Annotated in this window: 17 protein-coding genes; 10 read left to right on the forward strand and 7 right to left on the reverse strand. The window is 70.7% G+C overall.

What is annotated here, in order from left to right:
- Positions 1 to 221: 221 nt before the first annotated feature.
- From DQ384_RS11340 to ilvA, 6 genes are all read left to right on the forward strand, one after another.
- Positions 222 to 1,277: an ROK family protein gene (locus DQ384_RS11340; protein ID WP_114028684.1), complete on the forward strand. Its 1,056-nt coding sequence runs from the start codon at positions 222 to 224 to the stop codon at positions 1,275 to 1,277.
- A 361-nt stretch (positions 1,278 to 1,638) separates the two neighbouring features.
- Positions 1,639 to 2,052: a ribonuclease domain-containing protein gene (locus DQ384_RS11345; RefSeq protein WP_220182890.1), complete on the forward strand. Its 414-nt coding sequence runs from the start codon at positions 1,639 to 1,641 to the stop codon at positions 2,050 to 2,052.
- An 8-nt stretch (positions 2,053 to 2,060) separates the two neighbouring features.
- Complete coding sequence (locus DQ384_RS42140) at positions 2,061 to 2,456, forward strand: barstar family protein (RefSeq protein WP_220182891.1); 396 nt, start codon at positions 2,061 to 2,063, stop codon at positions 2,454 to 2,456.
- A 145-nt stretch (positions 2,457 to 2,601) separates the two neighbouring features.
- Positions 2,602 to 3,174 (forward strand): RNA polymerase sigma factor, encoded by a 573-nt coding sequence (locus DQ384_RS11355; protein ID WP_245966381.1) that lies wholly within the window; start codon positions 2,602 to 2,604, stop codon positions 3,172 to 3,174.
- Positions 3,171 to 3,854, forward strand: coding sequence for a hypothetical protein (locus DQ384_RS11360; RefSeq protein WP_114028686.1), 684 nt, complete (start codon positions 3,171 to 3,173; stop codon positions 3,852 to 3,854). The genes DQ384_RS11355 and DQ384_RS11360 overlap by 4 nt, the downstream gene beginning before the upstream one ends.
- A gap of 133 nt (positions 3,855 to 3,987) precedes the next feature.
- A complete protein-coding gene (gene ilvA, locus DQ384_RS11365; protein ID WP_114028687.1) occupies positions 3,988 to 5,202 on the forward strand; it encodes a threonine ammonia-lyase in 1,215 nt (404 codons plus the stop codon).
- A 7-nt stretch (positions 5,203 to 5,209) separates the two neighbouring features.
- Here the strand turns inward: ilvA and DQ384_RS11370 are convergent, their stop codons facing one another.
- Complete coding sequence (locus DQ384_RS11370) at positions 5,210 to 9,220, reverse strand: WD40 repeat domain-containing protein (RefSeq protein ID WP_114028688.1); 4,011 nt, start codon at positions 9,218 to 9,220, stop codon at positions 5,210 to 5,212.
- Positions 9,221 to 9,556: 336 nt separating this feature from the next.
- Between DQ384_RS11370 and DQ384_RS11375 the strand changes: the two genes are divergently transcribed.
- A complete protein-coding gene (locus tag DQ384_RS11375; protein WP_114028689.1) occupies positions 9,557 to 9,958 on the forward strand; it encodes a DUF6294 family protein in 402 nt (133 codons plus the stop codon).
- 221 nt (positions 9,959 to 10,179) lie between these two features.
- Here DQ384_RS11375 and DQ384_RS11380 read toward each other — a convergent pair whose 3' ends face one another.
- The 3 genes from DQ384_RS11380 to hppD all read right to left on the reverse strand — a co-directional run bounded on the left by DQ384_RS11380 (position 10,180) and on the right by hppD (position 13,397).
- Positions 10,180 to 11,631, reverse strand: a complete 1,452-nt coding sequence (locus tag DQ384_RS11380; RefSeq protein WP_114028843.1) for a M1 family metallopeptidase — start codon at positions 11,629 to 11,631, stop codon at positions 10,180 to 10,182.
- A 32-nt stretch (positions 11,632 to 11,663) separates the two neighbouring features.
- Positions 11,664 to 12,203: an RDD family protein gene (locus DQ384_RS11385; RefSeq protein WP_114028690.1), complete on the reverse strand. Its 540-nt coding sequence runs from the start codon at positions 12,201 to 12,203 to the stop codon at positions 11,664 to 11,666.
- Positions 12,204 to 12,323: 120 nt separating this feature from the next.
- On the reverse strand, positions 12,324 to 13,397 hold the full coding sequence (gene hppD, locus DQ384_RS11390) for a 4-hydroxyphenylpyruvate dioxygenase (RefSeq protein WP_245966382.1): 1,074 nt from the start codon (positions 13,395 to 13,397) through the stop codon (positions 12,324 to 12,326).
- 130 nt (positions 13,398 to 13,527) lie between these two features.
- Between hppD and DQ384_RS11395 the strand changes: the two genes are divergently transcribed.
- Positions 13,528 to 14,007, forward strand: coding sequence for an Lrp/AsnC family transcriptional regulator (locus tag DQ384_RS11395; protein ID WP_114028692.1), 480 nt, complete (start codon positions 13,528 to 13,530; stop codon positions 14,005 to 14,007).
- 324 nt (positions 14,008 to 14,331) lie between these two features.
- Complete coding sequence (locus DQ384_RS11400; protein WP_245966383.1) at positions 14,332 to 16,416, forward strand: transglycosylase domain-containing protein; 2,085 nt, start codon at positions 14,332 to 14,334, stop codon at positions 16,414 to 16,416.
- Here the strand turns inward: DQ384_RS11400 and DQ384_RS11405 are convergent.
- A complete protein-coding gene (locus tag DQ384_RS11405; RefSeq protein WP_181871155.1) occupies positions 16,413 to 18,383 on the reverse strand; it encodes a thioredoxin domain-containing protein in 1,971 nt (656 codons plus the stop codon). The genes DQ384_RS11400 and DQ384_RS11405 overlap by 4 nt on opposite strands.
- 351 nt (positions 18,384 to 18,734) lie before the next feature.
- Between DQ384_RS11405 and DQ384_RS11410 the strand changes: the two genes are divergently transcribed.
- The gene (locus DQ384_RS11410; protein WP_114028695.1) at positions 18,735 to 20,294 is read left to right on the forward strand and encodes a M28 family metallopeptidase; all 1,560 of its coding nucleotides are present in this window, start codon (positions 18,735 to 18,737) and stop codon (positions 20,292 to 20,294) included.
- Between the two features lie 484 nt (positions 20,295 to 20,778).
- Here DQ384_RS11410 and DQ384_RS11415 read toward each other — a convergent pair whose 3' ends face one another.
- A complete protein-coding gene (locus DQ384_RS11415) occupies positions 20,779 to 21,303 on the reverse strand; it encodes a cytidine/deoxycytidylate deaminase family protein (RefSeq protein WP_114028696.1) in 525 nt (174 codons plus the stop codon).
- Positions 21,300 to 22,022, reverse strand: a complete 723-nt coding sequence (locus DQ384_RS11420) for a RibD family protein (RefSeq protein ID WP_114028697.1) — start codon at positions 22,020 to 22,022, stop codon at positions 21,300 to 21,302. Before DQ384_RS11420 ends, DQ384_RS11415 begins: the two co-directional genes overlap by 4 nt.
- Positions 22,023 to 22,686: the final 664 nt, after the last annotated feature.

Genomic DNA, 22,686 nt, shown 5'->3' on the forward strand with positions numbered 1-22,686 from the left:
ATCGCGGGCACGTGGGTCCCGCGACGGAGTGGTGCGGTCTCCACTTACGATCGCCGGGTGCCCTCCTCTCCCGCTCGCTACGGTGCTCTTGTCCGGCGCCGGGTCGGTGAGGAGTGGCACCGCGAATCCGGCTCCGCCGTACGGTGGGTCACCCGGAGAACGTTCGTGGACAGCGCACAGCAGATCTTCCTGCACCGGGACGTCTGGGAGGCGGGGCTCAGGTGACATACGACGCGAGGCGGGACACGGCACACGGCACGGGACTCGACGCGGCGCCCACGACGGCGGGGGGCGCCGGCGCGGTCCTGGCGGTCGACATCGGCGGCACCAAGTTCGCCGCCGCCGTCGTCGGCGCCACGGGGGAGATCATCGTGGCCGACCGCGTCGCGACCCCACCCGGCGGCGACGCGGAAACCCTCTGGAAGTCCCTGGCCGCGCTGGTGGACTCCGTCGTCCAGCGCGTGCCGGGCCTTGACGTTCTCGGCGTGGGAATCGGCTGTGGCGGCCCGATGAGCTGGCCCGACGGTCATGTTTCGCCGCTCAACATGCCCGGATGGCGCGGTTTCCCCCTGCGGGACCGGCTCGCCGAGCGCTTTCCCGGCGTGCCGGTGCGCATCCACAACGACGCGATCTGCGTGGCCGCCGCCGAGCACTGGCGCGGCGCGGGCCGGGGCAGCGACAACATGCTCGGCATGGTCGTCTCGACGGGCGTCGGCGGCGGCCTCATCCTCGGCGGCCGCCTGATCGACGGAGGAACGGGCAACGCCGGGCACATCGGCCACGTCGTGGTCGACCCCGACGGCCCGGACTGCGAGTGCGGCGGCCGCGGCTGCCTGGAGGCCATCAGCCGCGGCCCCGGCCTCGCCTCCTGGGCACTCACCCAGGGCTGGGTCCCCGGCTCCGCGCATCGCGACCCGGCGGCCGGAGGGCTGTACGTCGAAGCCGCGGGGGCCAGCGGCCGTCAGCTCGCCCTCGACGCCGCCGCGGGCGACCCGATCGCCCGCAGCGCCTTCACCCGGGCCGGCCGCGCGCTCGGCATCGCGATCGCCTCGGCCACCCACATGTGCGACCTGGACCTCGTCACCATCGGAGGCGGCCTGTCCCAGGCGGGCCCGCTGCTGTTCGAGCCCCTGGAGCGGACTCTGCACGCGCACGTCCGCATGGAGTTCGCGGCCCGCGTCCGCGTCGTCCCCGCCGCCCTCGGCCAGGACGCCGGCCTGATCGGCGCCGCCGCCCTGGTCCTCGCCGAGGACCACTACTGGACCGGCCCCGCCTGAGAAAGCCGCTCACGAGGCCCACCGGCGCAAGCTGAGTCACAGCCGACCGGCGGAAGCTGAGACACAAAGGAACCATGCCCGCTGGAGAACGTGGGGCGCCCGGCTGATCCGTCGCAACCGATGATCACTGCCGGACCCGTCCCGCCTCACGAGTCGTCCGCCGGGCCGATCCTGGGCGCGGCGCCTTATCACGGGGACGAACGGGGTGGAACAGCCCGTATGCGCGGGTCATCCTAATTCGACCGATTAATACCTTGATGCTGCGAAAAGTTCACCGTAGCTTTGGCGATCTTTGCCTATATCTGACCCGATTTGAAAGGGGATCCTGACGGGTGTCGTAACACCCCCACAAGGAGGCTTCGTGCACACCCTGCAACGCCCCCGGCTCGCCTGGCCCGCGCGACTCACCGTCCTGCTCGCCACCCTCATGTCCCTGACCTTCGTGGCCGGCGTCACCCCCGCCGACGCGGCGGTCTACAGCTCCTGCACCCAGTCCCGCTGCGCCGACGCGCGCTACGCCAGGAGCGTCTGGTCCGGCAAGGGCTTCCCGACCAGCGCCGGCTGGTACACCTGGCCCGACGGCCGGTACAACTACACTGGCGGTCAGTTCTACAACCGCGAGGGTCAGCTTCCCAGCGGCGCCACCTACTACGAGTACGACGTCTACTCGCGGGCGCGCGGCGCGGCCCGTGACGCGTACCGCATCGTTGTGAACCGCAGCACCGGCGCCACCTGGTTCTCCCCCAACCACTACACCGACTTCTACCGGATCTAGGACTCTCCATGACATCCGCCGCACGTCCACTGCCGCACTGGCTGACGGTGTCCACCACCCTGGCGCCCGCCGCCGGGGATCACGGTGATGTCGTGGACGGGCGCGCTTGTCGCACCCGCGCCGCCTTCTTCGAGGAGGCGGCGCGGGCTCTGCGCCTGCCCGCCTACTTCGGCCGCAACTGGGACGCCCTGGCCGACTCGCTGCGCGACCTGACCGCCGCCGGGAAGGCGACCTTGGCCATCGACCACGCCGAAGCCCTCCTCGCCGACGAACCCCCTACACAGTTGGCCGCCCTGCTGGCCATCCTCGCCGAGGCCGCTGAGGCCGGCCTCACCGTAACCCTCCACACGACCCCCGAGGCCGAACCGACCCTCCACACCCGCCTCACCGCCGCCCTCAACTGAGGGCATCCCGATCGCGCAGGCCAGTGGCCTCTGGCGGCCCCGCCTACTGATTCGTCGCCTGGGTGCTCGTCGGCGCTTGTAACGGTTTGCGGGCCTTCGTCCAAGCAGATGTGTAAGTAAGCGGACGACGAAGGGAGTGAGGCCGGTGCGCCTGAAACAGGCTGGGCCGGGTGGGATGGCCGGAGATCCGGAGGCTTTCGAGGCCTTCTACCGGCGGCACTTCGACGAGGTGACCCGATTCCTGGCCCGCCGCGTCGACGACCCCCACACGGTCGCGGACCTCGTGGCCGAGGTCTTTCTCGCCGTGATCGACTCCGCGCACACCTACCGTCCCGCGCTGGGGAGCGAGACGGCCTGGTTGTACGGCGTGACGCGCAACACCCTGCTCGCCGAACGACGGCGGGCCGCGCGGGAGCTCCAGGCCGGCCGGCGCATCGCGGGCCGGCGGCTGCTGGAGCCGGACGACGTCGCGCGCCTGGAGGAACGGATCGACGCGGAGGCCACCGCGCGTGAGGCGCTCCACGCCATGGGCGAGCTGCCAGAGGGCGAGCGAGCGCTGCTGGAGCTCGTCGTGGTCGACCAGCTCACCCTCACGGAGGCCGCCTCCGCTCTTGGCATCCGCCAGGGCACCGCCCGCGTGCGCCTTCACCGGGCCAGGCGGTGGCTGCGGCGGGCTCCCGGTGTCGTGCCGCCCCTCGTGATGGAAGGACTCAGATGAACGGCACTTTCGAGGACAAACTGCTTAGCGAGCTCAAGGCGCAGATGGCCGTACGGCCGTCCGGGGAGCACATCCCCGCTCGGCGTAGGACCGGACGCAGGCTGCTGATGGCGGCGGGCGTCGTCGGAGTGGCCGCGGCGGCGGTGGTCGCCGTGCCGTGGGCCACCGGTTCCGGATCCCCCGCCTACGCGGTGACGAAGAACGCCGACGGCTCGGTGACCCTCACCCTTCGCGAGTTCCGCGCCCCGGAGACGGTGGAGAGGGATCTGGCCGCCACGGGGGTGCGTGCCGACATCGCGTACATGCCCCTGGGCAAGCGCTGCGACGTGAGCCGGTACCGGCCCCTGGCCGAAGACCAGGCGAACATGCCGACCAAGGAGGAAATGGAGAGCGACGACCCCGCCAAACGGGCCACGGTCCTCCAGAAGTTGGAGAACAGGCCGTCCGGGAAGGCCGTGCGGCTGCGGGACGACATCACGATCTACCCCCGCCGCATCGCGCCCGGGTGGACATTGGTGATCGACATCGCGGAGAACCCGAGGACGCCGACCGCCGACGATCCGGGCGTCGCCTGGCAGTTCAGTGCCGGGCTCACCGACGGCCCGGTCCGGCCGTGCCGGCTGGTCGACGATCCGTCGGCGTTCCGCATCGGCGACGCGACGCCCCCGCCGGGAAGCTGACCCGAGTGCCGTCGTGCCGTGCGGCGTCCGGAAGGCGTACGGCACGACAGGGGCGGGCAAGTCCTCTCACGGGGTGACATATGAGGGTGGCCCGGTGGCGGTGGTGAATGATGGGGAGTGGGAGACTTCGGGCATGGCGCGCCCTGAGGTGACCTACGAGGACGTGGTCGCCGCACGTGAGTTGCTGGACGGCGTGATCGTCCAGACGCCGATGTTGCATTCCCGGCTTCTGTCGGAGATGGTCGGCGGGCCCGTCTACCTCAAGTGCGAGAATCTCCAGCGGGCGGGGTCGTTCAAGGTGCGCGGCGCCTACGTCCGGATCGCCCGGCTCAGCGAGGAGGAGCGGTCGCGCGGGGTCGTGGCCGCGAGCGCGGGCAACCACGCGCAGGGGGTCGCGCTGGCGTCCGGGCTGCTCGGGTGCAAGGCGATGGTGTTCATGCCGCACGGCGCGCCGCTGCCCAAGGTCGAGGCCACCCGCGCGTACGGCGCCGACGTGATCTTCGCCGGGTCCACGGTGGACGAGGCGCTGGCCGCCGCGCGGCAGCACGCCGAGGAGACGGGCGCCGTCTTCATCCACCCCTTCGACCACCCGGACATCGTGGCGGGGCAGGGCACGGTCGGGCTGGAGATCCTGGAGCAGCTCCCCGAGGTCGGCACGATCACGGCGGCCGTGGGCGGCGGCGGGCTCGCGGCCGGGGTCGCGCTCGCGGTGAAGTCGATGCGTCCGGGGGTGAGGATCGTCGGTGTGCAGGCCGAGCGGGCCGCCGCGTACCCGGCCTCGCTCGCCGCCGGGCACCCGGTGCTCGTGGAGCCGGCCTCGACCATGGCGGACGGCATCGCGGTCGGCCGTCCCGGTGACACGACCTTCGAGATGATCCACTACCTGGTCGACAGCGTGGTCACCGTCTCGGAGGAGTCGCTGTCGCGGGCCCTGCTGCTCTGCCTGGAGCGGACGAAGCTCGTGGTCGAGCCCGCCGGCGTGGCCGGGGTCGCGGCCCTGCTGGACCTGCCGCGCGCCTTCGAACCGCCCGTGGTCGTGGTGCTCTCCGGGGGCAACATCGACCCGCTGCTGCTGTCGAAGGTGCTGCGCCACGGCCTGTCGGTGGCCGGCCGCTACCTCGCCTTCAGAATTCGCCTGCCCGACCGCCCCGGCGCCCTGGCCACCCTGCTCACGCGCCTCGCCGACCTCGGCGCGAACGTCCTGGACGTCGGCCACGAGCGGGTGAACCCCCGCCTGCACCTGGACGAGGCCGAGGTCCTGCTCCACCTGGAGACCCGCGGCCCCGTCCACTGCGACGAAGTCCTCGCGGGTCTCCGCCGCTTCGGCTACAAGCTGATCTTCAGCTAAGTGGGATTCAGGGGCAGACCTGCTGGAACTTCTCGCCGGGGACGTAGAGGTTCCATTCTTCCTGGGTGAGAGAACGCGGGGAGATGGCGCAGGCGGTGGCGTACGGGTCCGTGGGCAGGGCCACGTGCCACAGCCACACCGTCGAGCCGAAGGTTCCAAAGGCCATGGTCTTGCCGTCAGGGCTGAAGACCACCGAGGTGACGGCCTCGTCGTAGCCGGCGGTCGGGGTCCCGATAGGGCGGTGGGTGGCCGTGTCCCACAGGCGCACGGTCTCGTCAACGCTTCCGGTGGCCAGCAGCGAGCCATCCGGGCTGAACGCCACCGAGCGGACTCCGGCGGCGTGGCCGGTCAGAGGTGCGCCGCGTTGACGGCCGGTGCCCACGTCCCACAAGCGAACCGAGCCGCCCGCGCTGGCCAGGATTTTCCCATCCGGGCTGAACGCCATCGACTCGACCTGGCTGGCGTGACCGGTCAGGGGTGTGCCCCGCTGACGGTGGGTGGCCACGTCCCAGAGGCGTACGGTCTTGTCGCCACCGGCGGTGGCCAGGGTCTTGCCGTCGGGGCTGAAGGCCAAGGAGTACACGTACCCGTCGTGGCCGGTGAACGGGGGCCCGATCGGACGCTGGGTTGCCACGTTCCAGAGCCGTACCCTTCTGTCGTCACCGGCGGTGGCCACGGTCCTGCCGTCGGGGCTGAAGGCCACGGACATGATCTGCTGGTCGCGGTCGGCGATCAGGGTTCCGAGCGGTTGCCGGGTGGCCACGTTCCAGAGCCGCACCGTGTTCTGTCCGAGGCCGGCGATGGCCACGGTGTTGCGGTCAGGGCTGAAGGCCACGGAACTGCCCACTTCGTGGGCGAGCGGGGTTCCGACCGGGCGGTGCGTGGCCACATCCCATCGCCGTAGGGCACTGAGACTCTCGCCTGACCGTGCGGTGGTGAAAATCTCGGCGAACAGGATCTTGCCGTCGGGGCTGAAGGCCACGGTGTCGTCGACGTCGCCGTCCATATCAAGGGGCTCCAGCTCGCCACGGACACCCATATCCCAGAGCCGTACGGTGTCGTCGAGGCTGCCGCTCGCCAGGGTCCTGCCGTCACGGCTGAAGGCCAGCGAGGTGACCCCCCCGTCGTGGCCGATGAGCGGGGTTCCGAGAGGGTGGTGGGTGGCAACGTCCCAGAGCCGTATGGGGGTGCCGCCGCCGCTGGCCAGGGTCTTGCCGTCGGGGTTGAAGGCCACTGAGCTGACGGTGTCGTCGTGGCCGGTGAGCGGGGTTCCGATCGGGCGGTGGGTGGCCACGTCCCACAGTCGTACCGTTTTGTCCCAGCTGCCGCTGGCCAGGGTCTTGCCGTCGGGGTTGAAGGCCACTGAGCTGACGGTGTCATCGTGGCCGGTGAGCGGGGTTCCGATCGGGCGGTGGGTGGCCACGTCCCACAGTCGTACCGTTTTGTCCCAGCTGCCGCTGGCCAGGGTCTTGCCGTCGGGGTTGAAGGCCACCGAGCTGACGGCGTCGTCGTGGCCGGTGAGCGGGGTTCCGATCGGGCGGTGGGTGGCCACGTCCCACAGTCGTACCGTCTTGTCCCAGCTGCCGCTGGCCAGGGTCTTGCCGTCGGGGTTGAAGGCCACCGAGCTGACGGCGTCGTCGTGGCCGGTGAGCGGGGTTCCGATCGGGCGGTGGGTGGCCACGTCCCAGAGCCGTATCGTCCTATCCTCACCGGCGCTGGCCAGGGTCTTGCCGTCGCGGCTGAAGGCCACGGCCCGGACGCCCTGGTCGTGGCCGGTGAGCGGGGCTCCGATCGGACGCTGCGTGGCCATGTCCCACAGCCGTACCGTCTTGTCCCAGCCCGCGCTTGCCAGGGTCCTGCCGTCGGAGTTGATGGCCACGGATGTGATGTCCTGGGTGTGGTCGGCGAGGACTCCGCGGCCGGGTCTGCCGATCGCCGTGAGCAGGCTGACGCGGGCGTCGGCCGTGGGGGCGATGCGCCAGGCCGCCACCGCCAGAAGGGTGGAGGCGACCGGGTCGGCCGTGCTGAGGGTTTCGCTCTGTGCCGCCAACTGGCGGGACAGCGCCAGAGTGCGCTGGTGGTGGGCGTCGTTGGCGGAATTGACCGCGCCGGCCGCGGCGATGATCGCGATGATGAGCGAGACGACCAAGGCCATGATCCCGAATCTGCGCAGGCGCGCGCTGCGGTGCGCCGCGTGCGTGCCCGCCTTGAGAAAGTCGTGGGTGACCGCGTCGAGGGGACGATACCCGCCGGGATCGGCGTCCCACTTCTGCCTGGCCTCCTGGGCGGCGGCCAGCCGGGTGCCCTGGTAGAGGAACGCCGGATCGCGGCCATGGCGCAGCCACTGCGCCGCGTCCTCGGTGAGCTGCTGACGGACTAGAAGACCGGCGCCGTCGGCGTCGATCCAGCCGCGAAGCTGTGGCCAGGCCCGGATCAGCGCCTCGTGGGTGAGCTGGACGGCATCGTGGTCGACGGTGACCAGCCGGGCGCGTACCAGCTGGTCGAGCACGTGCCGGACGGTGCCGTGCTCCGGGGTCGTGGGCGGGGGGAGCAGTTCGAGGACGGGGACGCGCTGCCGGGTGTCGTTGGTGGCCTGGCCCAATCTCACCAGGCGCAGCAACAGGGCGCGCGCCCGGTGACGGCCGTCCAGATCCAGGCTGTCGAGAGCGGCGTCGGCGGTGCGTTGCAGGGCACCGGCCACACCTCCGGCGGCGCGGTAGCCCGCCAGGGTCAACCGGCGGCCCTCGCGGTGCTGCCAGGTGACGAACAAGGCGTGCGACAGCAACGGCAGCACGCCCTCGGTATCGGAGCGGTGCGGGTGGGAGTCATCGCCCAGGCCGTCCACCAGCAGGTCTTCCAGCACCTGGTCGGCCAGGCCCTCTTGCAGCATGAGACCGGCCAGACCGGCCGGGCCTTCAATGGCCAGCCGCAATTGGGAGGCGGTCATCGGACCTACGACCAGGGGGTGTTCCAGCGCAGCGAGCAGCTGGGGGTAGGCGGTGCAGTGGCCGAAGAAGTCGGCGCGCATCCCCAGGACGACCACGGCGGGGGCGTCGCCGGAGGGGCTCGCGCACAAGGCGTCCAGCGCCTGGACGAACGATCGGCGCCGCTGCTCGTCGGGGCACAGGGTGAACAGTTCCTCGAACTGGTCGACGATGACCACCGCCCGGGCCTGGCGTGGCGAGCCGGCGATGCCCGGCGTCCGGCCGAGTACGTCCCGCAGGTGCCCGGGGTCGGCATGGACGCGTTCCGCCAGGTCGTCCGGAGACGTCTCCGCTGTGAGGGCGGCGACGTGTCCGGTCAGTTCGGTCAGCGGGTCGGCCCCGGGGGTGAACAGCAGGACCGGAACGCCCGTGTGGTCGGGGTCCGGCGGTGGATCGCGGTTGTTGAGCGCGGGGATCAGCCCGGCGCGCAGCAGGGAGGACTTTCCCGATCCTGACGGGCCGGTCACCATCAGCGGCCCGGGGGAGGCTCGTTTCTCGGCGACCCGGTCCAGCAGGCTGCCGGTCAGCTGCCTGCGCCCGAAGAAGAACCGGGCGTCGCCGGGACCGAAGGCCTCCAGCCCTCGATACGGGCTGACCTCGTCGGGCTCATCGGGCTCGTCACGGGGATCGGCGGCCGGCGGTTCGCCCGCCGACCGGAGTCGTCTGACCGCCTCGGTGGCCGCCCGGTTGGTGCTGCGCACCCCGGCCATGCGCAGCAGCAGCTCGCGGTAGGCCGCGTCCCACGCCTGGCGGTCCCCCAGATCGCCGGGCAACGGCCGGCCGGATTCCCCGGCGACGCGCACGCAGGTGTCGACGAGGACCTCGAAATGCTCCTGCTCCGGGAGCACCGGCCGGGTCCTGCTGATCATCCCGGCGATGGTGCTGCGCTTCAGCCGCAACGGCTCCTGGCCGTCGCGTCGCCGTGGCGTACGGACGCTGGCGATCTCCAGGTCGCGGACCGAGACACCGGCGGCGTCCTTCAAGGCCCGTAACCGCTCGGCGAACCTCAGCCGTGGATCCGATTCCTCGCTCATCCGCGCGCCCCGTCCGACCCCCGCTCGCGGGTGTCCGGCGGCGCCGGACACCCCGTTGAGCGGAAGTATAGGACGCTACTTGCGGATTCAAGGGTCTCTGATCCGATCCGTCCGCCTTTATCGCCGGACATGTGCTCAAGCCGCGAACGTGATGGAGGCAAGCGCTCCTCTCCCTGGTGGCCGGCACCTCCAGGCGGCCGGCGGTGCTTTCCAGGGCCTCACGCATCACCGACGCGTCAGGCCCGGAGATGTCTCGCCACCAAGTCCCACCCGATCACCGAGCGGCAGCTTCGAAGGAAGGAAAGCGTCATGAAAAGGATCCGCAGGATCATAGGTGTGGCCGCGACCCTGGGTGCCCTCACCCTCGGCCTGGCCCTCCCGGCCACCGGGACGGCCAACGCGACCGCCTACAAGAAGTACACCTGGAACAGTTGGATGTCGGCGGGCGACTGCTACCTCTACCCCGGCGCGAGTTGGACCATCTATCCGAACGGCACGGCGCAGCTCGACGCCACGGTCAGCAGCTCCGACGGCGACGACGCCTGGCTGATGTGGGCGCACCTCAAGGACGCGAACTTCGCCGTGCTCGCCGACATCCGGGTGTACGGCAGCACCAGCACCAAGTTCGTCAAGGGCCTGCCCGTCGCCAACCGGAGGTACCGGTGGTTCGCCGAGGGCCGGTTCGACCCCGCCCTGTACCCCCTGATCAAGCACATGTCGCTGAACAAGCACTGCTGACTCGGACCTGAGCGGGCGTCCAGCGGACGCCCGCTCCCTGAGGGACACTTCCTCCACAGAGCGACTCGACCAACACGCCCCCGGCCGGTGCCACCCCGCACCGGCGGGGGGCGTTCGTCTTCTCCCCCGTCAGCGGTCTACCCGCTGCCGCGGCCCGTCAACTGAGGTCATCCCTCCGCCGGGGAGAGCCGCGGCCAGGCAGCGCGCATCGGCGCCGTCTGTCACCGCAGGGTGGGGCGTTCGGGTTTGAAGAGCCAGGCGTTGAAGAGGTCGGTCAGGTTGCGGCCCGACATCGACTCGGCGAGCTTGATGAACTCGTCGGTCGTGGCGTTGCCGTACTTGTGCTTGGACGTCCAGGTGCGAAGCAGGTCGAAGAACTTCTGGTCGCCGATACGCTCGCGCAGAACCTGCAAGGTCATCGCGCCGCGGATGTAGACCGAGTTGTTGAACAGGTCCTGCCTCTGGGCGATGCCCGGGGGGTACCGCCACATCGGGGCCTGCTTGGCGGCGTAGTAGTCCTCGAAGGTCTTGGCGGCGCTCAGGCCGCCGATGTGCTCGGACCACAGCCATTCGGCGTACGTCGCGAAGCCCTCGTTCAGCCAGAGGTCCTTCCAGCGGGTGATGCTGACGCTGTCGCCGAACCACTGGTGGGCCAGCTCGTGGGCGATGATGCTCTGGTCGGGGTCGAAGCCGCCGTACATCGGCTTGGTCTGGTTCTCCAGGGCGTAGCCGGAGGAGAAGTCGTCGATCACGCCGCCGGTGGAAGAGAAGGGGTAAGGCCCGAAGACCTTCGACCAGTAGTCGGTGACCTTGGCGGAGGTCGTGTAGAGGAAGTCGAGCTGCCGCCGGAACGCCGGGTCGGTCGCCGCGTACACCGGGATGCCGCCCGGCGACCTGCCCGTCTTCACGTCGAACCTCCCGAGCGTGATCGTCGCGAGGTAGGTGGCCATCGGGTGGGACTCGCGCCAGGAGAACGTGGTGGTGGTCCCGCCGTTCACGGGCTTGCCGCGCAGCTCGCCGTTGGCGATGACGGTCGTGCCGGCCGGGACGGTGATGTCGAAGTCGAAGGTCGCCTTGTCGGCGGGGTGGTCGTTGGACGGGAACCAGGTCTTGGCGCCGTTGGGCTCGCTGGTGACGAACGCGCCGTCCTTGGTGGGGATGAACCCGTACGTGCCGAGGTTGGATGAGTTGCGCACAGGGTCCGGCTTGCCGGCGTAGTCGACGGCGACCTCGAACGACGACCCCTTGGCGATCGTCGTGGCCGGGCTCACGGTCAGCTCGTCTCCCTCACGGGCGAAGGTCGCGGGCCTGCCGTCGACGGTCACCCTGCGGACGGTGAAGCCGTGCAGGTCGAGGTTGAACCGCGAGAGGTTCTGGACGGCCTTCGCCGAGACGCTCGTCACGCCGGAAAGGTTCTTGGTCGGCGGGTCGTAGGCCAGTTTGAGCCCGTAGTGGGCGACGTCATAGCCGCCGTTGCCGTCCGTCGGGAAGTCCGGGTCGCCGATGCCCGCCGCGCCGATCGAGCCGTCGGCGCCGGACACTTGGGTGCCGTTGGGCGCGGAGGCCGCCGAAGGGGGCATCGTCGCGCCGTTCGAGGGGGCGCAGGCACCGGTTCCGAGGAGGGTGGCCGACAGGACGGCCGTCGTCAGCCGCTTGGGCCGCAAGAGCTGCATGTCCCGCAGCCTACGCGAGAAAGCGCAGGTCATCAGGCATCTACGACGATGGTAGAGGCGGCTTTGTCATGCAAAGCCTGCTTCTTTCCGTCGAAGAGAATCCACAAAACGTCCAGCAGACCGAGGCAACACACCACGCTGAAGATGCCGTACAGGGCCTCTCGGACAGCCGCCTGCCCGGCCGTCACCGGCTCCTGGGTCGGGTCCTGCACGACCCGCAGCCGCATCAGCTTCTTGCCGACCGTCTGGCCGCGCCAGAAGGCGGTCAGCAGCCAGTAGTAGAGGAACCAGACCAGCCCCAGCAGGAACCCGTTGCCCGTGTGGACGGCGGTCAGGTCCCCGCCGGGTCCGCGTTCCAGCGCCGTGACCGAGAACGGCGAGGTGAGCACCCCCACGATGACCAGGTCGATCACGCCCGCGACCAGGCGCCTCACCCGGCCGCCGAGCGGCGCCGCCCGGCGTCCGTACGGTGGGTCGTCGGCACCGTAGCCGTACGGCGGGGTGTGGCCGCCGTACGGGGACTCGCCAGGTGGTGGCCCTCCGTACGGCGGCCCGGTCCCGGGTGATCCCATGAGCGGTTGATCACCAGGCGGCGCTCACCGCAAAGCCGGGGTCGCGCAAAGAACGATCACAGGTTGCGGCGCGGTCTCCAGCGGTCAGGCGTCGCCGCGGCGGGCGTGCCAGCCGGATGGTCACAGGTTGCCGCGGCGCTCCTGCTCCCGCTCGATCGCCTCGAACAACGCCTTGAAGTTGCCCTTGCCGAAGCCGAGGGAGCCGTGTCGCTCGATGAGCTCGAAGAACACCGTCGGGCGGTCCTGCACCGGCTTGGTGAAGATCTGCAGCAGGTAGCCGTCCTCGTCGCGGTCCACCAGGATGCGGTGCCGCTTGAGCTCCTCGACCGGGGCCCGGACCTCGCCGATGCGGGCGCGCAGCTCGGGGTCGTCGTAGTAGGAGTCCGGCGTGTCCAGGAACTCGACGCCGGCCGCCCGCATGCGCTCGACCGTCCGGATGATGTCGTTGGTGGCGAGGGCGATGTGCTGGACGCCCGGGCCGCCGTAGAACTCCAGGTACTCGTCGATCTGGGACTTCTTGCGGCTGATCGCCGGCTCGTTGAGCGGGAACTTCACCTTGCGGGTGCCGTTGGCGACCACCTTGGACATCAGTGCCGAGTACTCGGTCGCGATGTCGTCGCCGACGAACTCGGCCATGTTGGTGAACCCCATGACGTTCCTGTAGAAGTTCACCCACTCGTCCATCTTGCCGAGCTCGACGTTGCCCACGCAGTGGTCGATCGCCTGGAAGAGCCGCTTGTCCGGCGGCGCGACGATGGGCTCGGCGGCCACGTAGCCGGGCAGGTACGGGCCGCTGTAGTTCGCGCGGTCGACCAGCGTGTGGCGGGTCTCTCCGTAGGTGGCGATGGCCGCCGTCACGACCTTGCCGTACTCGTCCTCGAGGACGTGGGGCTCGGCCAGACCCCGCGCGCCCGCCTTCACCGCGTGCGCGTAGGCGGCCTCGACGTCGGGGACGTCCAGGGCGAGGTCGACGACGCCGTCGCCGTGCCGCGCCACGTGGGAGGCGATCTCGGTGTCCGGTCGCAGGGAGCCGCGCAGGACGAAACGGGCGCTGCCCGAGGTCAGCACGTAGGCCGCCTCGTCGCGGCTCCCCGTCTCCTGGCCCTTGTAGGCCACCAGCCGCATGCCGAAGGACGTGGAGTAGTAGTGGGCCGCCTGTTTGGCGTTGCCCACCGCGAAGACCACTGCATCCATGCCATGTACGGGAAATGCATCGCTCATGAGGCCAACTCTCAGATGTTGTGGCCATTGTGTGCAAGTGTTACTGAATTCGGTGGACAGGTTGCCTAGCCATACGAGGTCCGGGCCGGTAATCCTGTACAGCATGACGATCGACGGGCTGGACGTGCGCCTGATCTCGCTGCTCGCCGCCGAGCCGCGCGTCGGAATCCTGGAGGCGTCGCGCAGGCTCGGCGTGGCGCGGGGGACCGTCCAGGCGCGGCTCGACCGCCTGGTCGAGAACGGCGTGATCACCGGGTTCGGGCCGGACATCGACCCGGCCGCTCTGGGGTACCACGTGACCGCGTTCGTCACGCTGCAGATCCGGCAGATCGCCGGGCACGACCCCGTGACCGGGCTGCTCGCCGCGATCCCCGAGGTCCTGGAGGTCCACACGATCACCGGCGGGGACGACATGCTGTGCCGGGTGGTCGCGCGCAGCAACGCCGACCTGCAACGCGTCATCGACCGGATCGTGGACGTCGAGGGCGTGATGCGCACGTCCTCGGTCATCGCGCTCGACACCCCGGTCGCCTACCGCGTGCTGCCGCTGGTGGCCGACACGCCCCGCCACAACGCTCCGTAGTCCGGGGGCGCCGGCGTCCGCCACAGGTTTCCGAGGCCCGACGTTTCGGACGAAGTCGTGGCAATCAGCATGCGCCGCCCGTACCGATGCCGGGTAACCAGGAGCGTCTCCCATGCATCCACCTGGAAATCTGCGAGCCTGTTCATACAGAGATCGACCGGTCACTCGACGCGCCGGACATCGGTGTTTATGGTTTATCGTGGACGATCCGCCCAGCTCACGGGGGTAGCTGAGCCGCAGATCGGGGGGAACGCCGTGCGGGACGCAGAGAAGAAGCGCCGGCCGAGGCGCCGTCTTCTCCACCGATTTCTCGTTGTGGGTGGCGTGGCCATCCTCGGAGTCGTCGGGCTGCTCGCGCTCGCGTGGTTCCTCACGCCGATTCCGGACACGACCCAGAAGCTGGCCACCGCTCAGGGGTCGCTGTACTACTACCGCGACGGTAAGACGGTGCTGGCCCGGGAGGGCGTCAACCGCAAGAACGTTCCGCTCGACAAGGTGCCCGTCGCGGTGCGTGACGCGGTCATATCCATTGAGAACCGGACTTTTTACCAGGACCGGGGCGTCTCCCTCCAAGGGACGGCGCGGGCCATGTGGTCGACGTTCACCGGCGGTCAGGTCCAGGGCGGCTCGACGATCACCCAGCAGCTCGTCCGCAACTACTACAGCGGGCTGGGCCAGGAGCGGTCGGCGGTCCGCAAGCTCAAAGAGATCATGATCTCCCTGAAGGTCGACCAGTCCAAGTCCAAGTCCTGGGTCCTGGAGCAGTACCTCAACACGATCTATTTCGGCCGCGGCGCCTACGGCATCCAGGCGGCCGCGCAGGCGTACTTCGGCAGGGACGTCGACAAGCTGACCCCGTCCCAGGGCGCCTACCTCGCCGCCGTGATCCAGCAGCCGTCGCGGTTCGCCAACCCCAAGGGCGCCGACCTGGACGCGGTCAGGGCGCGCTGGCGGACCGTCGTGGACGCGATGGTGCGGACCCGGGCGATCACCCCCGCGCAGGCCGCCGACATGGCCTTCCCCACGCTCGCCAAGCAGAGGAACCTGCTGTCGGTCACCGGGCAGAAGGGCTACATCCTCGCCCAGGTGCAGGCCGAGCTGAACCGCCGGGGCTACTCCGACGAGGACATCCAGCAGGGCGGCCTGAAGATCACCACGACGTTCGACAAGAGGCTCATGGGGATCGCCGCGCGGGCCGTCACCGACACCCTGCCCGACGGCACCTCCGGCAAGGTGCGCACCGGCCTCGCCGCCGTCGACCCGAACACGGGCGAGGTCGTCGCCTTCTACGGCGGCAGGGACCCGTCCAACCAGTACGACAACGCGTTCTCGGCGAAGGTCCAGGCCGGGTCCACCTTCAAGCCGTACACGCTCGCCGCGGCGCTGGAGAACGGCTTCGACCTCAACACCCTGGTCGAGGGCAACTCGCCGATCCGCGTCGCCTCCGCCAGGGACCCGATCCCGAACTCGGGCGGCGCGTCCTACGGCTCGGCCATCGACCTCGTCGAGGCCACCCGCGACTCGGTGAACACCGCCTTCGTCGACCTCGCCCAGAAGGTCGGGCTGAAGAAGGTCGCCCAGGCCGCCGAGGCGGCGGGCATCCCGGCGGCGCAGATCGCCAAGCAGAAGGACTACCCCACCTTCCCGCTCGGCACGGCGTCGGTCAGCGCCGTCCAGCAGGCGTCCGGGTTCGGCACGTTCGCGGCCGGTGGGCTGCACCGCGACGCGCACGTCATCCGCTCGGTGACCGACGCCCAGGGGCACACCAGCAAGTTCACCGCCAAGGGCGAGCGCGCCTACAGCGAGAGCACCGCCGCCGACGCGACGTACGCCCTGCGGCAGGTGGTCGAGGGCGGCACGGGCACCGCCGCGCGGCTGTACGACCGTCCCGTCGCGGGCAAGACCGGCACCAGCGATTCCTCCAGCTCGGTCTGGTTCGTCGGGTACACCCCGCAGCTCGCCACCGCGGTGAACATGTTCCGCGACGACAACAAGACCGTCAGCGTTCCCGGGTACGGCGCGTTGTTCGGGGGGTCGCTGCCGACGCAGGTCTGGCGGGCCTTCATGTCCGAGGCCATGGTAGGCAAGCCGGTGAAGGACTTCCCGGCGTCGTCCTACGAGCAGCAGTACAACGACTGGTACGGCGGCTGGGCCGACAACGGCAACGGCTGGGGGAGCAACAACGGCGACGCCGGGTTCAAGAACCGCCGCCCCGACAAGGCGCCGCGCGACGGCCGGCCCACCACGGCCCCCGACGACTCCCCGACGACCGACCCGGGCCCGTCCTCGCCCCCCGACGACCACGGCGGCGGCCCCACCGCCCCCGGCCCCGGCCCCGACGACCCGGACGGGCAGATCCCGCCCCCGGACCAGCCGCCCCCGGTGGAAACCCCGCCCCCACCCGGCTAGGGGGCCGCCGAGGCGCGGAGCTCGCGGGTCAGGTCGGACGGGGTCGTCACGGGGAGGCGGCAGGTGAAGGCGCGGCAGACGTAGGCCGCGGGTTCGCCGCCGACCAGGCCGCGCCCGCGCATCAGGGGCACGTCGCCGTCGCCGAGGGCGACCACAGTGCCCGGGACGCCCGCCATGAGCGCGGCCCGCTGCAGCGCGGCCGTCCGGGGATCGTCCACGGGACCGCTGATCGCGACCTCCGGCGGCCCCGACAGCACGGCCTCGGCCACCGCCAGGCCCCACCCGGCGAACCGGGCGTGCCGCTCTGCCAGCACCGACACCGCGCCGATGGCGGCCTCCGCGGCCTCGCGGTGCCGCGCCGAGCCGGTCAGCGCGGCGTACGACAACAGCGCCCCCGCCGCCGCGAACTGCCCGGACGGGGTGGCGTTGTCGGTCGGGTCCGCGGGACGCTGGAACAGCCGCTCGCCGTCGTCCGCGGTGTCGAAGAAGCCTCCCGAGCCGTCGGGGAACCGCTCCAGCACGGTGTCCAGCAGGGCGCCGGCCCGCTCGAACCAGCGCGCCTCGCCCGTGACGCCGTACAACGTGAGGAACCCCTCGGCGACGTCGGCGTAGTCCTCCAGAACCCCGGCGTTGGGGCCCACGCGGCCGTCCCGCGAGGTGCGCGCCAGGCGCGCCCCGTCGATGTGCACGCGGTCGAGCAGCTCGGCGGCCTCACGGGCCGCGCCCACCAGGTCGGGACGGCCGAACAGCGCCCCCGCCTCGGCCAGTGCGGCGACGGCGAGCCCGTTCCAGGCCGCCACCACCTTGTCGTCCCTGCCGGGACGGACGCGGGCGGCGCGGGCGGTCAGCAGCTCGGCGCGCACGTCGTCGAACGCCGCGCGGTCGCCGGGGTCGGCCGGCAGTCGCAGCACCGACGTGCCGTGCTCGAAGGTGCCCTCGGCGGTCACGCCGAACATCGACGCCGCCCACGCCCCGCGCTCCTCGCCGAGGACCTCGGCGAGCTGGGCGGGCGTCCAGACGTAGAACCGGCCCTCCTCGCCCTCGCTGTCGGCGTCGAGCGCGGAGGCGAAGCCGCCCTCGGGGGTGCGCATCTCGCGCAGAAGCCACTCGGCCGTCTCCAGCGCCACGCGCCGCGCCAGGGGAGACCCGCCGGCCCGCCACCAGTGCGCGTAGACCCGCAGCAGCAGCGCGTTGTCGTACAGCATCTTCTCGAAGTGGGGGACGACCCACGCGGCGTCCACGCTGTAACGGGCGAAACCACCGCCGAGCTGGTCGTAGATGCCGCCCCTGGCCATCGCCTCCAGCGTCCGGCCCGCCATGTCCACGGCCTCGGGAGTGCCGTGGCGAAGCAGGAACTCCAGCACCATGGACGGCGGGAACTTGGGCGCCGCCCCGAACCCGCCGCGCGCGGCGTCGAAGCCGCGGGCCAGGTCGCGCACGGCCTCCTCGGTGACGCGCCGCGTGGGCGCGGGGCCCGGGGGCAGCGCGGAGACCTGGGCGAGCGCCTCGACGACCTGGGCCCCCTGCGCCAGCACGGCGTCACGCTCGCGGGCCCACGCCTGGGACACGCCCGTCAGCAGCCGCTGGAACTGCTGCCGGGGGAAGTAGGTGCCCGCGTAGAACGGGTGGCCCGCCGGGGTCGCGAACACCGTCATCGGCCAGCCGCCTTGGCCGGTCATGGCCGTGGTGGCGCTCATGTAGACCGCGTCCACATCGGGACGTTCCTCGCGGTCGATCTTGACGTTGACGAACAGCTCGTTCATCAGGCGCGCCGTCGCGGCGTCCTCGAAAGACTCGTGGGCCATGACATGGCACCAGTGGCACGCGGAGTAGCCGACCGAGACCAGCAGCGGCACGTCCCGGCGCCGCGCCTCGGCGAAGGCCTCCTCGCCCCACGGGAACCAGTCGACCGGGTTGCCGGCGTGCTGGAGCAGGTAGGGGCTCGTCGCGTCCTTCAAGCGGTTCATCAGACCTCCCCCGCGTACGCGCCCGCGTACGCCCGGATGACCGGCGGCGCGCCCGTCACGCGCCGTGCCCGCACCGTCGTTCCAACCCTAGCCGGGGCCCCCGACGGAAAATCCCGAGCGACTCAGGCGCTTCTCAGGCACCGGCCCTCCGGAACCGGCTCAGGCACGGGCTCTCCGGTACCGGCTCAGGCACGGGTTCTCAGGCACGGGCTCTCCCGCACCGGCCGGGCCGGGCCCGCGCGTGGATGGCCGGACGAGGCCGTGACACTTCCCGGATCGTTGATCACGGATTACCTTCCAGGGAGTAATCCCTCGGGGTACCTCATATCGCTGGTTTCTAGGAGAAGCTTGATGCGAAACACCCTCCGCAGAGGGCTCGGCGTCGCCACCGCGACCACGGCCCTCGTGCTCCCCCTGGTGTGGGCCGGTCCGGCCGACGCCGGATCAGATCCCGACATCGCCGGATTAGCCCGTACGATCTCCGCGCCCGGGGTCGAGAAGCACATGCGGAAACTGCAAGAGATCGCCAACGCCAACGGCGGCACCCGCGCCGCCGGGACGCCCGGTCACGTCGCGTCCCGCGATTACGTGGCGGCGCAGCTCAAGAAGGCCGGCTACAAGGTGACACTGCAGTCGTTCCCCTTCGACTTCTTCGAGGAGAAGTCGACCGCCACACTCCAGCGGATCTCCCCGGATCCGAAGGTCTACACCCCGACCCCGCCCGACAACGGCTCCCTCGGCGACTTCGCCACCATGACCTACTCGGGTTCCGGAGACGTCACCGCACCCCTGCAGAAGGTCGACCTGGTGCTCCCGCCCGCGCCGACGCCCAGCTCCACGTCCGGATGCGAGGCGGGCGACTTCGCCGGGTTCACCCCGGGCAACATCGCCCTGCTCCAGCGCGGCACCTGCACCTTCCAGGTGAAGGCGGCGAACGCCCAGGCCGCGGGCGCCAGGGGCGTCATCATCTTCAACGAGGGACAGCCGGGGCGGACCGAGACCAACCAGGGCACGCTGGGCGACTCCAGCGTCACGATCCCGGTGGTGAGCGCGAGCTTCGCCGTCGGTGAGGAACTGGCCGCGCCCGCCTCGTCCGTCGTCCGGCTCAAGACGGACACGATCAGCGAGCGGCGCACCACGCAGAACGTGATCGCCGACTCACGGTGGGGCGACCCGAACAAGGTGGTCCAGCTCGGGGCGCACCTGGACAGCGTCCTGGCCGGGCCCGGCATCAACGACAACGGGTCGGGCAGCGCGGCGATCCTGGAGATCGCCTCCAAGATCGGCTTCCTGCCGACCAAGAACAAGCTGCGGTTCTCGTTCTGGAGCGCCGAGGAGCTCGGCCTGCTCGGGTCGGAGTACTACGTCGCCAACCTGTCCGCCGCGGACAAGGCCAAGACGAAGCTCTACCTCAACTTCGACATGGTCGCCTCGCCGAACTATGCGCTGAAGATCTACGACGGCGACGACTCCGACGCCACCGGCTCGCCCGCGGGCCCGGCCGGATCCGACGAGATCGAGAAACTCTTCGAGAAGTACTTCGACACCCTGCGCCAGGGCCACGTGGGCACCGACTTCGACGGCCGCTCCGACTACGGCCCGTTCATCGACGCCGGCATCCCCGCCGGAGGCCTGTTCACCGGAGCCGAGGGCATCAAGACGCCGGCCGAGCAGGCGCTGTTCGGCGGCACCGCCGGGGTCGCGTACGACTCCTGCTACCACCAGTCCTGCGACACCATCGCCAACGTCAACAGCAAGGCCCTGGCGCTGAACACCGGCGCCATCGCCACCGCCGCGCTGGTGTACGCGTTCAGCTCCGACCTGCCCGGCCCCGACACCAGGCCGGCCACCGCGGCGCGCACCGCCGCGCCTCCCGCCCACGTGCACGCGCACGGCGGATCGGCCGGCTAAGTCGGCTGGGCAGGACCTGCCCGGGTGGGCCGTGTGGCCGGGCGCTCTCACGTCGAGCGCCCGGCCACACCGGTTCTCCGGACGGATCGTTCTCAGGCTTCAGATGATCGGGCAGCGCTCGCCGGGGACCGTGAGCGAGGCCCTGGCATGGAAGACGGCGCCCGCTCCATGGCGGCGCGCCGTCCTCAGAAGGTCTCGGGATCGCGGGGGCGGTCAGCCGGCGGTGACCATGAGGGCGATGCCGATCAACACGACGATGGGGATCAGCCACATGACGGCCTCGATCGCGAACTCTTTGTACATCCTGGCACTACTCCCTTGCGATGATCTGTCAGGCCGCGAATGGCTCTATGCAGCTTAACGGCATGACACCGATGCCAAGGAAGGGCTGGTCAGCGCCGCCCGGCCGCCACGACCGTCCGATCCCCCACCTGAAACAGCCGCCAAGGCCGGGCGTGAGGACCGTCTGGCGCCGCAGGCCAGGTCACTTCTTGAAGAGGTGGGCGTTCACCTCGCGGGCGGCCGCTGTCAGCTCGGGGAACCGGGTGACCCGGACGCCTGCCGCTTCGAGGGTTTCGGTGCCGGTGCAGTCGGCGAAGAGGGTGGGTTCCTGCCAGGCGAAGACGACGCGGGGGATGCCCGCGGCGAGGATCAGGGTGGTGCAGGTTCGGGGGCGGGACGCGCGGGTGGTGCAGGGCTCCAGGGAGGTGTAGATCGTGGCCGTGGCGAGGCGGGGGTCGCCGGGGGAGAGCTTGGCCAGGGCGGCTTCCTCGGCGTGGTCGTGGGGGGTGGTCTCCCGCGAGTAGCCGGTGGCGAGGACGTCGCCGTCCGCGCTCACGATGAGCGAGCCTACGGCGTACGCGGTGAACGATCTCGGGCAGCGGCGGGAGAGTTCTATGCACTCGTTCAGCCACCGGAGGTCGGCCTCGGTGTCGGCCTCGGTGTCGGGCTCGGTGTCGGGCTCGGTGTCGGGCTTGGGGTGCTTCGCGGGGACCGGTTCGTTCGTCATCGGGGCTCGTCCGGGAGGTGAGGTGGCTCCGACGGTATCGAGGGCGCGGTGGGGAGGTAGCGGAGGAGGACGACGTCGCCGATGGGGCGGGTTTCTGCGAGGCGCAGGGGGTTGGCCGGGTTGTGTGGGAACGCGCCGTCGGTGATGAAGCGGGCGGCCCGGGAGTCGCCGACGAAGAAGGGGGCGATGACGAGGTGAAGTTCGTCGACCAGGCCCGAGGTGAGGAAGAGGGTGTGGACGGCCTGGCCGCCTTCGACCATGAGGCGGGTCACGCCACGGGCCGAGAGATCGGAGAGCACGGCGGGGAGGTCCAGGGGGTCGCCGGCGTCGACGATGGTGGCGACGCCGGACAGGCGGTCGCGGGCCTTGTCGGCGCAGGGGCTGGTGGCGTACACGATCTTCTCGACGTCGCCGAGGGAGAAGAAGCGGCGGCCCGGGTCCAGGTCGGCGTCGCGGGTGATGGTGACCTTGAGGGGTGTCTCGGTGAGCCCTCGGAGGACGCGGTCCGCCCGCCGGGACGGGGAGCGTACGAGCAGCCGGGGGTCGTCCGCCCGGATCGTCCCGGCGCCCACGAGGATGGCGTCACAGCCGGCCCGGACCTCGTCGACGCGGTCGAAGTCGGCCTCGTTGGACAGCGCGAGCGGCGTGTCCGAGGCGTCGTCGATGTAGCCGTCGATCGACATCGCGACGGACAGCAGGACGTATGGGCGCTTCGCCAACCGAGGACCTCCATGACGGATGCCTTCCATCATGGACCGTTCGGGGGCCGGCGGAACATCTGACCCGCTGTGCCCCTGGCTGTTGATCTTTGGGCGCGCGCCGGATCAGTGCGGCGTCCCGAACGTACGCCCGGGCGGTCGCCGTAGTGGGCGCCGGTTTCGCCGTCGTGCCTTCTCGCCGCCGCGGCGCCTGGTTAAGGCTGGTGCGGGGCGGGCGGGGGTGGCGAGTTGAAGGCGTGGGGGGGCTCCGCCGGTGTCCTTTCTCGGGGTTGCGGCGCCTGATTGGGGCCGGAGCGGGTGAGGGGGTAGCGGCCGAGGGCGAGGGGGTGGGCTATCGGCCGAGGTGGCGGTGTGGGCCGTTGGCCGAGGACACGGATGTGGCTGTCGGCCACGGTCTGGGCCATGGGGCGGGGTGTGGGGCATTGGCCGAGAGCACGGGTGTGGCTCTCGGCCAGGGTGTGGGCCATGGGGGGGTGTGGGTGGTTGGCCGAGAGCACGGGGGTGGCTTTCGGCCAGGGTGTGGGCCGTCGGCCTGGGTGGGTCAGGCGGCTTGGGGGGAGGTGGTGGCTTTGTCGATCCAGGTTTGGACGAGGCGGACTACCAGGGCCTCTACCAGCAGTACGGCCGCCTTGGCGAGGATGGTGGCAAGGAAGTTGTACACGGG

The organism is Sphaerisporangium album (genome assembly GCF_003323745.1).
Taxonomy (GTDB): Bacteria; Actinomycetota; Actinomycetes; order Streptosporangiales; family Streptosporangiaceae; genus Sphaerisporangium; species Sphaerisporangium album.

Excerpts from the sequence above, each read along its gene's own strand:
- DQ384_RS11405 (WP_181871155.1), bottom strand. The coding sequence starts at position 18,383 with ATGAACCGCTTGAAGGACGCGACGAGCCCCTACCTGCTCCAGCACGCC.
- ilvA (WP_114028687.1), top strand. The coding sequence starts at position 3,988 with ATGGCGCGCCCTGAGGTGACCTACGAGGACGTGGTCGCCGCACGTGAG.
- DQ384_RS11415 (WP_114028696.1), bottom strand. The coding sequence starts at position 21,303 with ATGACGAACGAACCGGTCCCCGCGAAGCACCCCAAGCCCGACACCGAG.
- DQ384_RS11370 (WP_114028688.1), bottom strand. The coding sequence starts at position 9,220 with ATGAGCGAGGAATCGGATCCACGGCTGAGGTTCGCCGAGCGGTTACGG.
- DQ384_RS11380 (WP_114028843.1), bottom strand. The coding sequence starts at position 11,631 with ATGCAGCTCTTGCGGCCCAAGCGGCTGACGACGGCCGTCCTGTCGGCC.
- DQ384_RS11395 (WP_114028692.1), top strand. The coding sequence starts at position 13,528 with ATGACGATCGACGGGCTGGACGTGCGCCTGATCTCGCTGCTCGCCGCC.
- DQ384_RS11410 (WP_114028695.1), top strand. The coding sequence starts at position 18,735 with ATGCGAAACACCCTCCGCAGAGGGCTCGGCGTCGCCACCGCGACCACG.
- DQ384_RS42140 (WP_220182891.1), top strand. The coding sequence starts at position 2,061 with ATGACATCCGCCGCACGTCCACTGCCGCACTGGCTGACGGTGTCCACC.
- DQ384_RS11360 (WP_114028686.1), top strand. The coding sequence starts at position 3,171 with ATGAACGGCACTTTCGAGGACAAACTGCTTAGCGAGCTCAAGGCGCAG.
- DQ384_RS11385 (WP_114028690.1), bottom strand. The coding sequence starts at position 12,203 with ATGGGATCACCCGGGACCGGGCCGCCGTACGGAGGGCCACCACCTGGC.
- hppD (WP_245966382.1), bottom strand. The coding sequence starts at position 13,397 with ATGGATGCAGTGGTCTTCGCGGTGGGCAACGCCAAACAGGCGGCCCAC.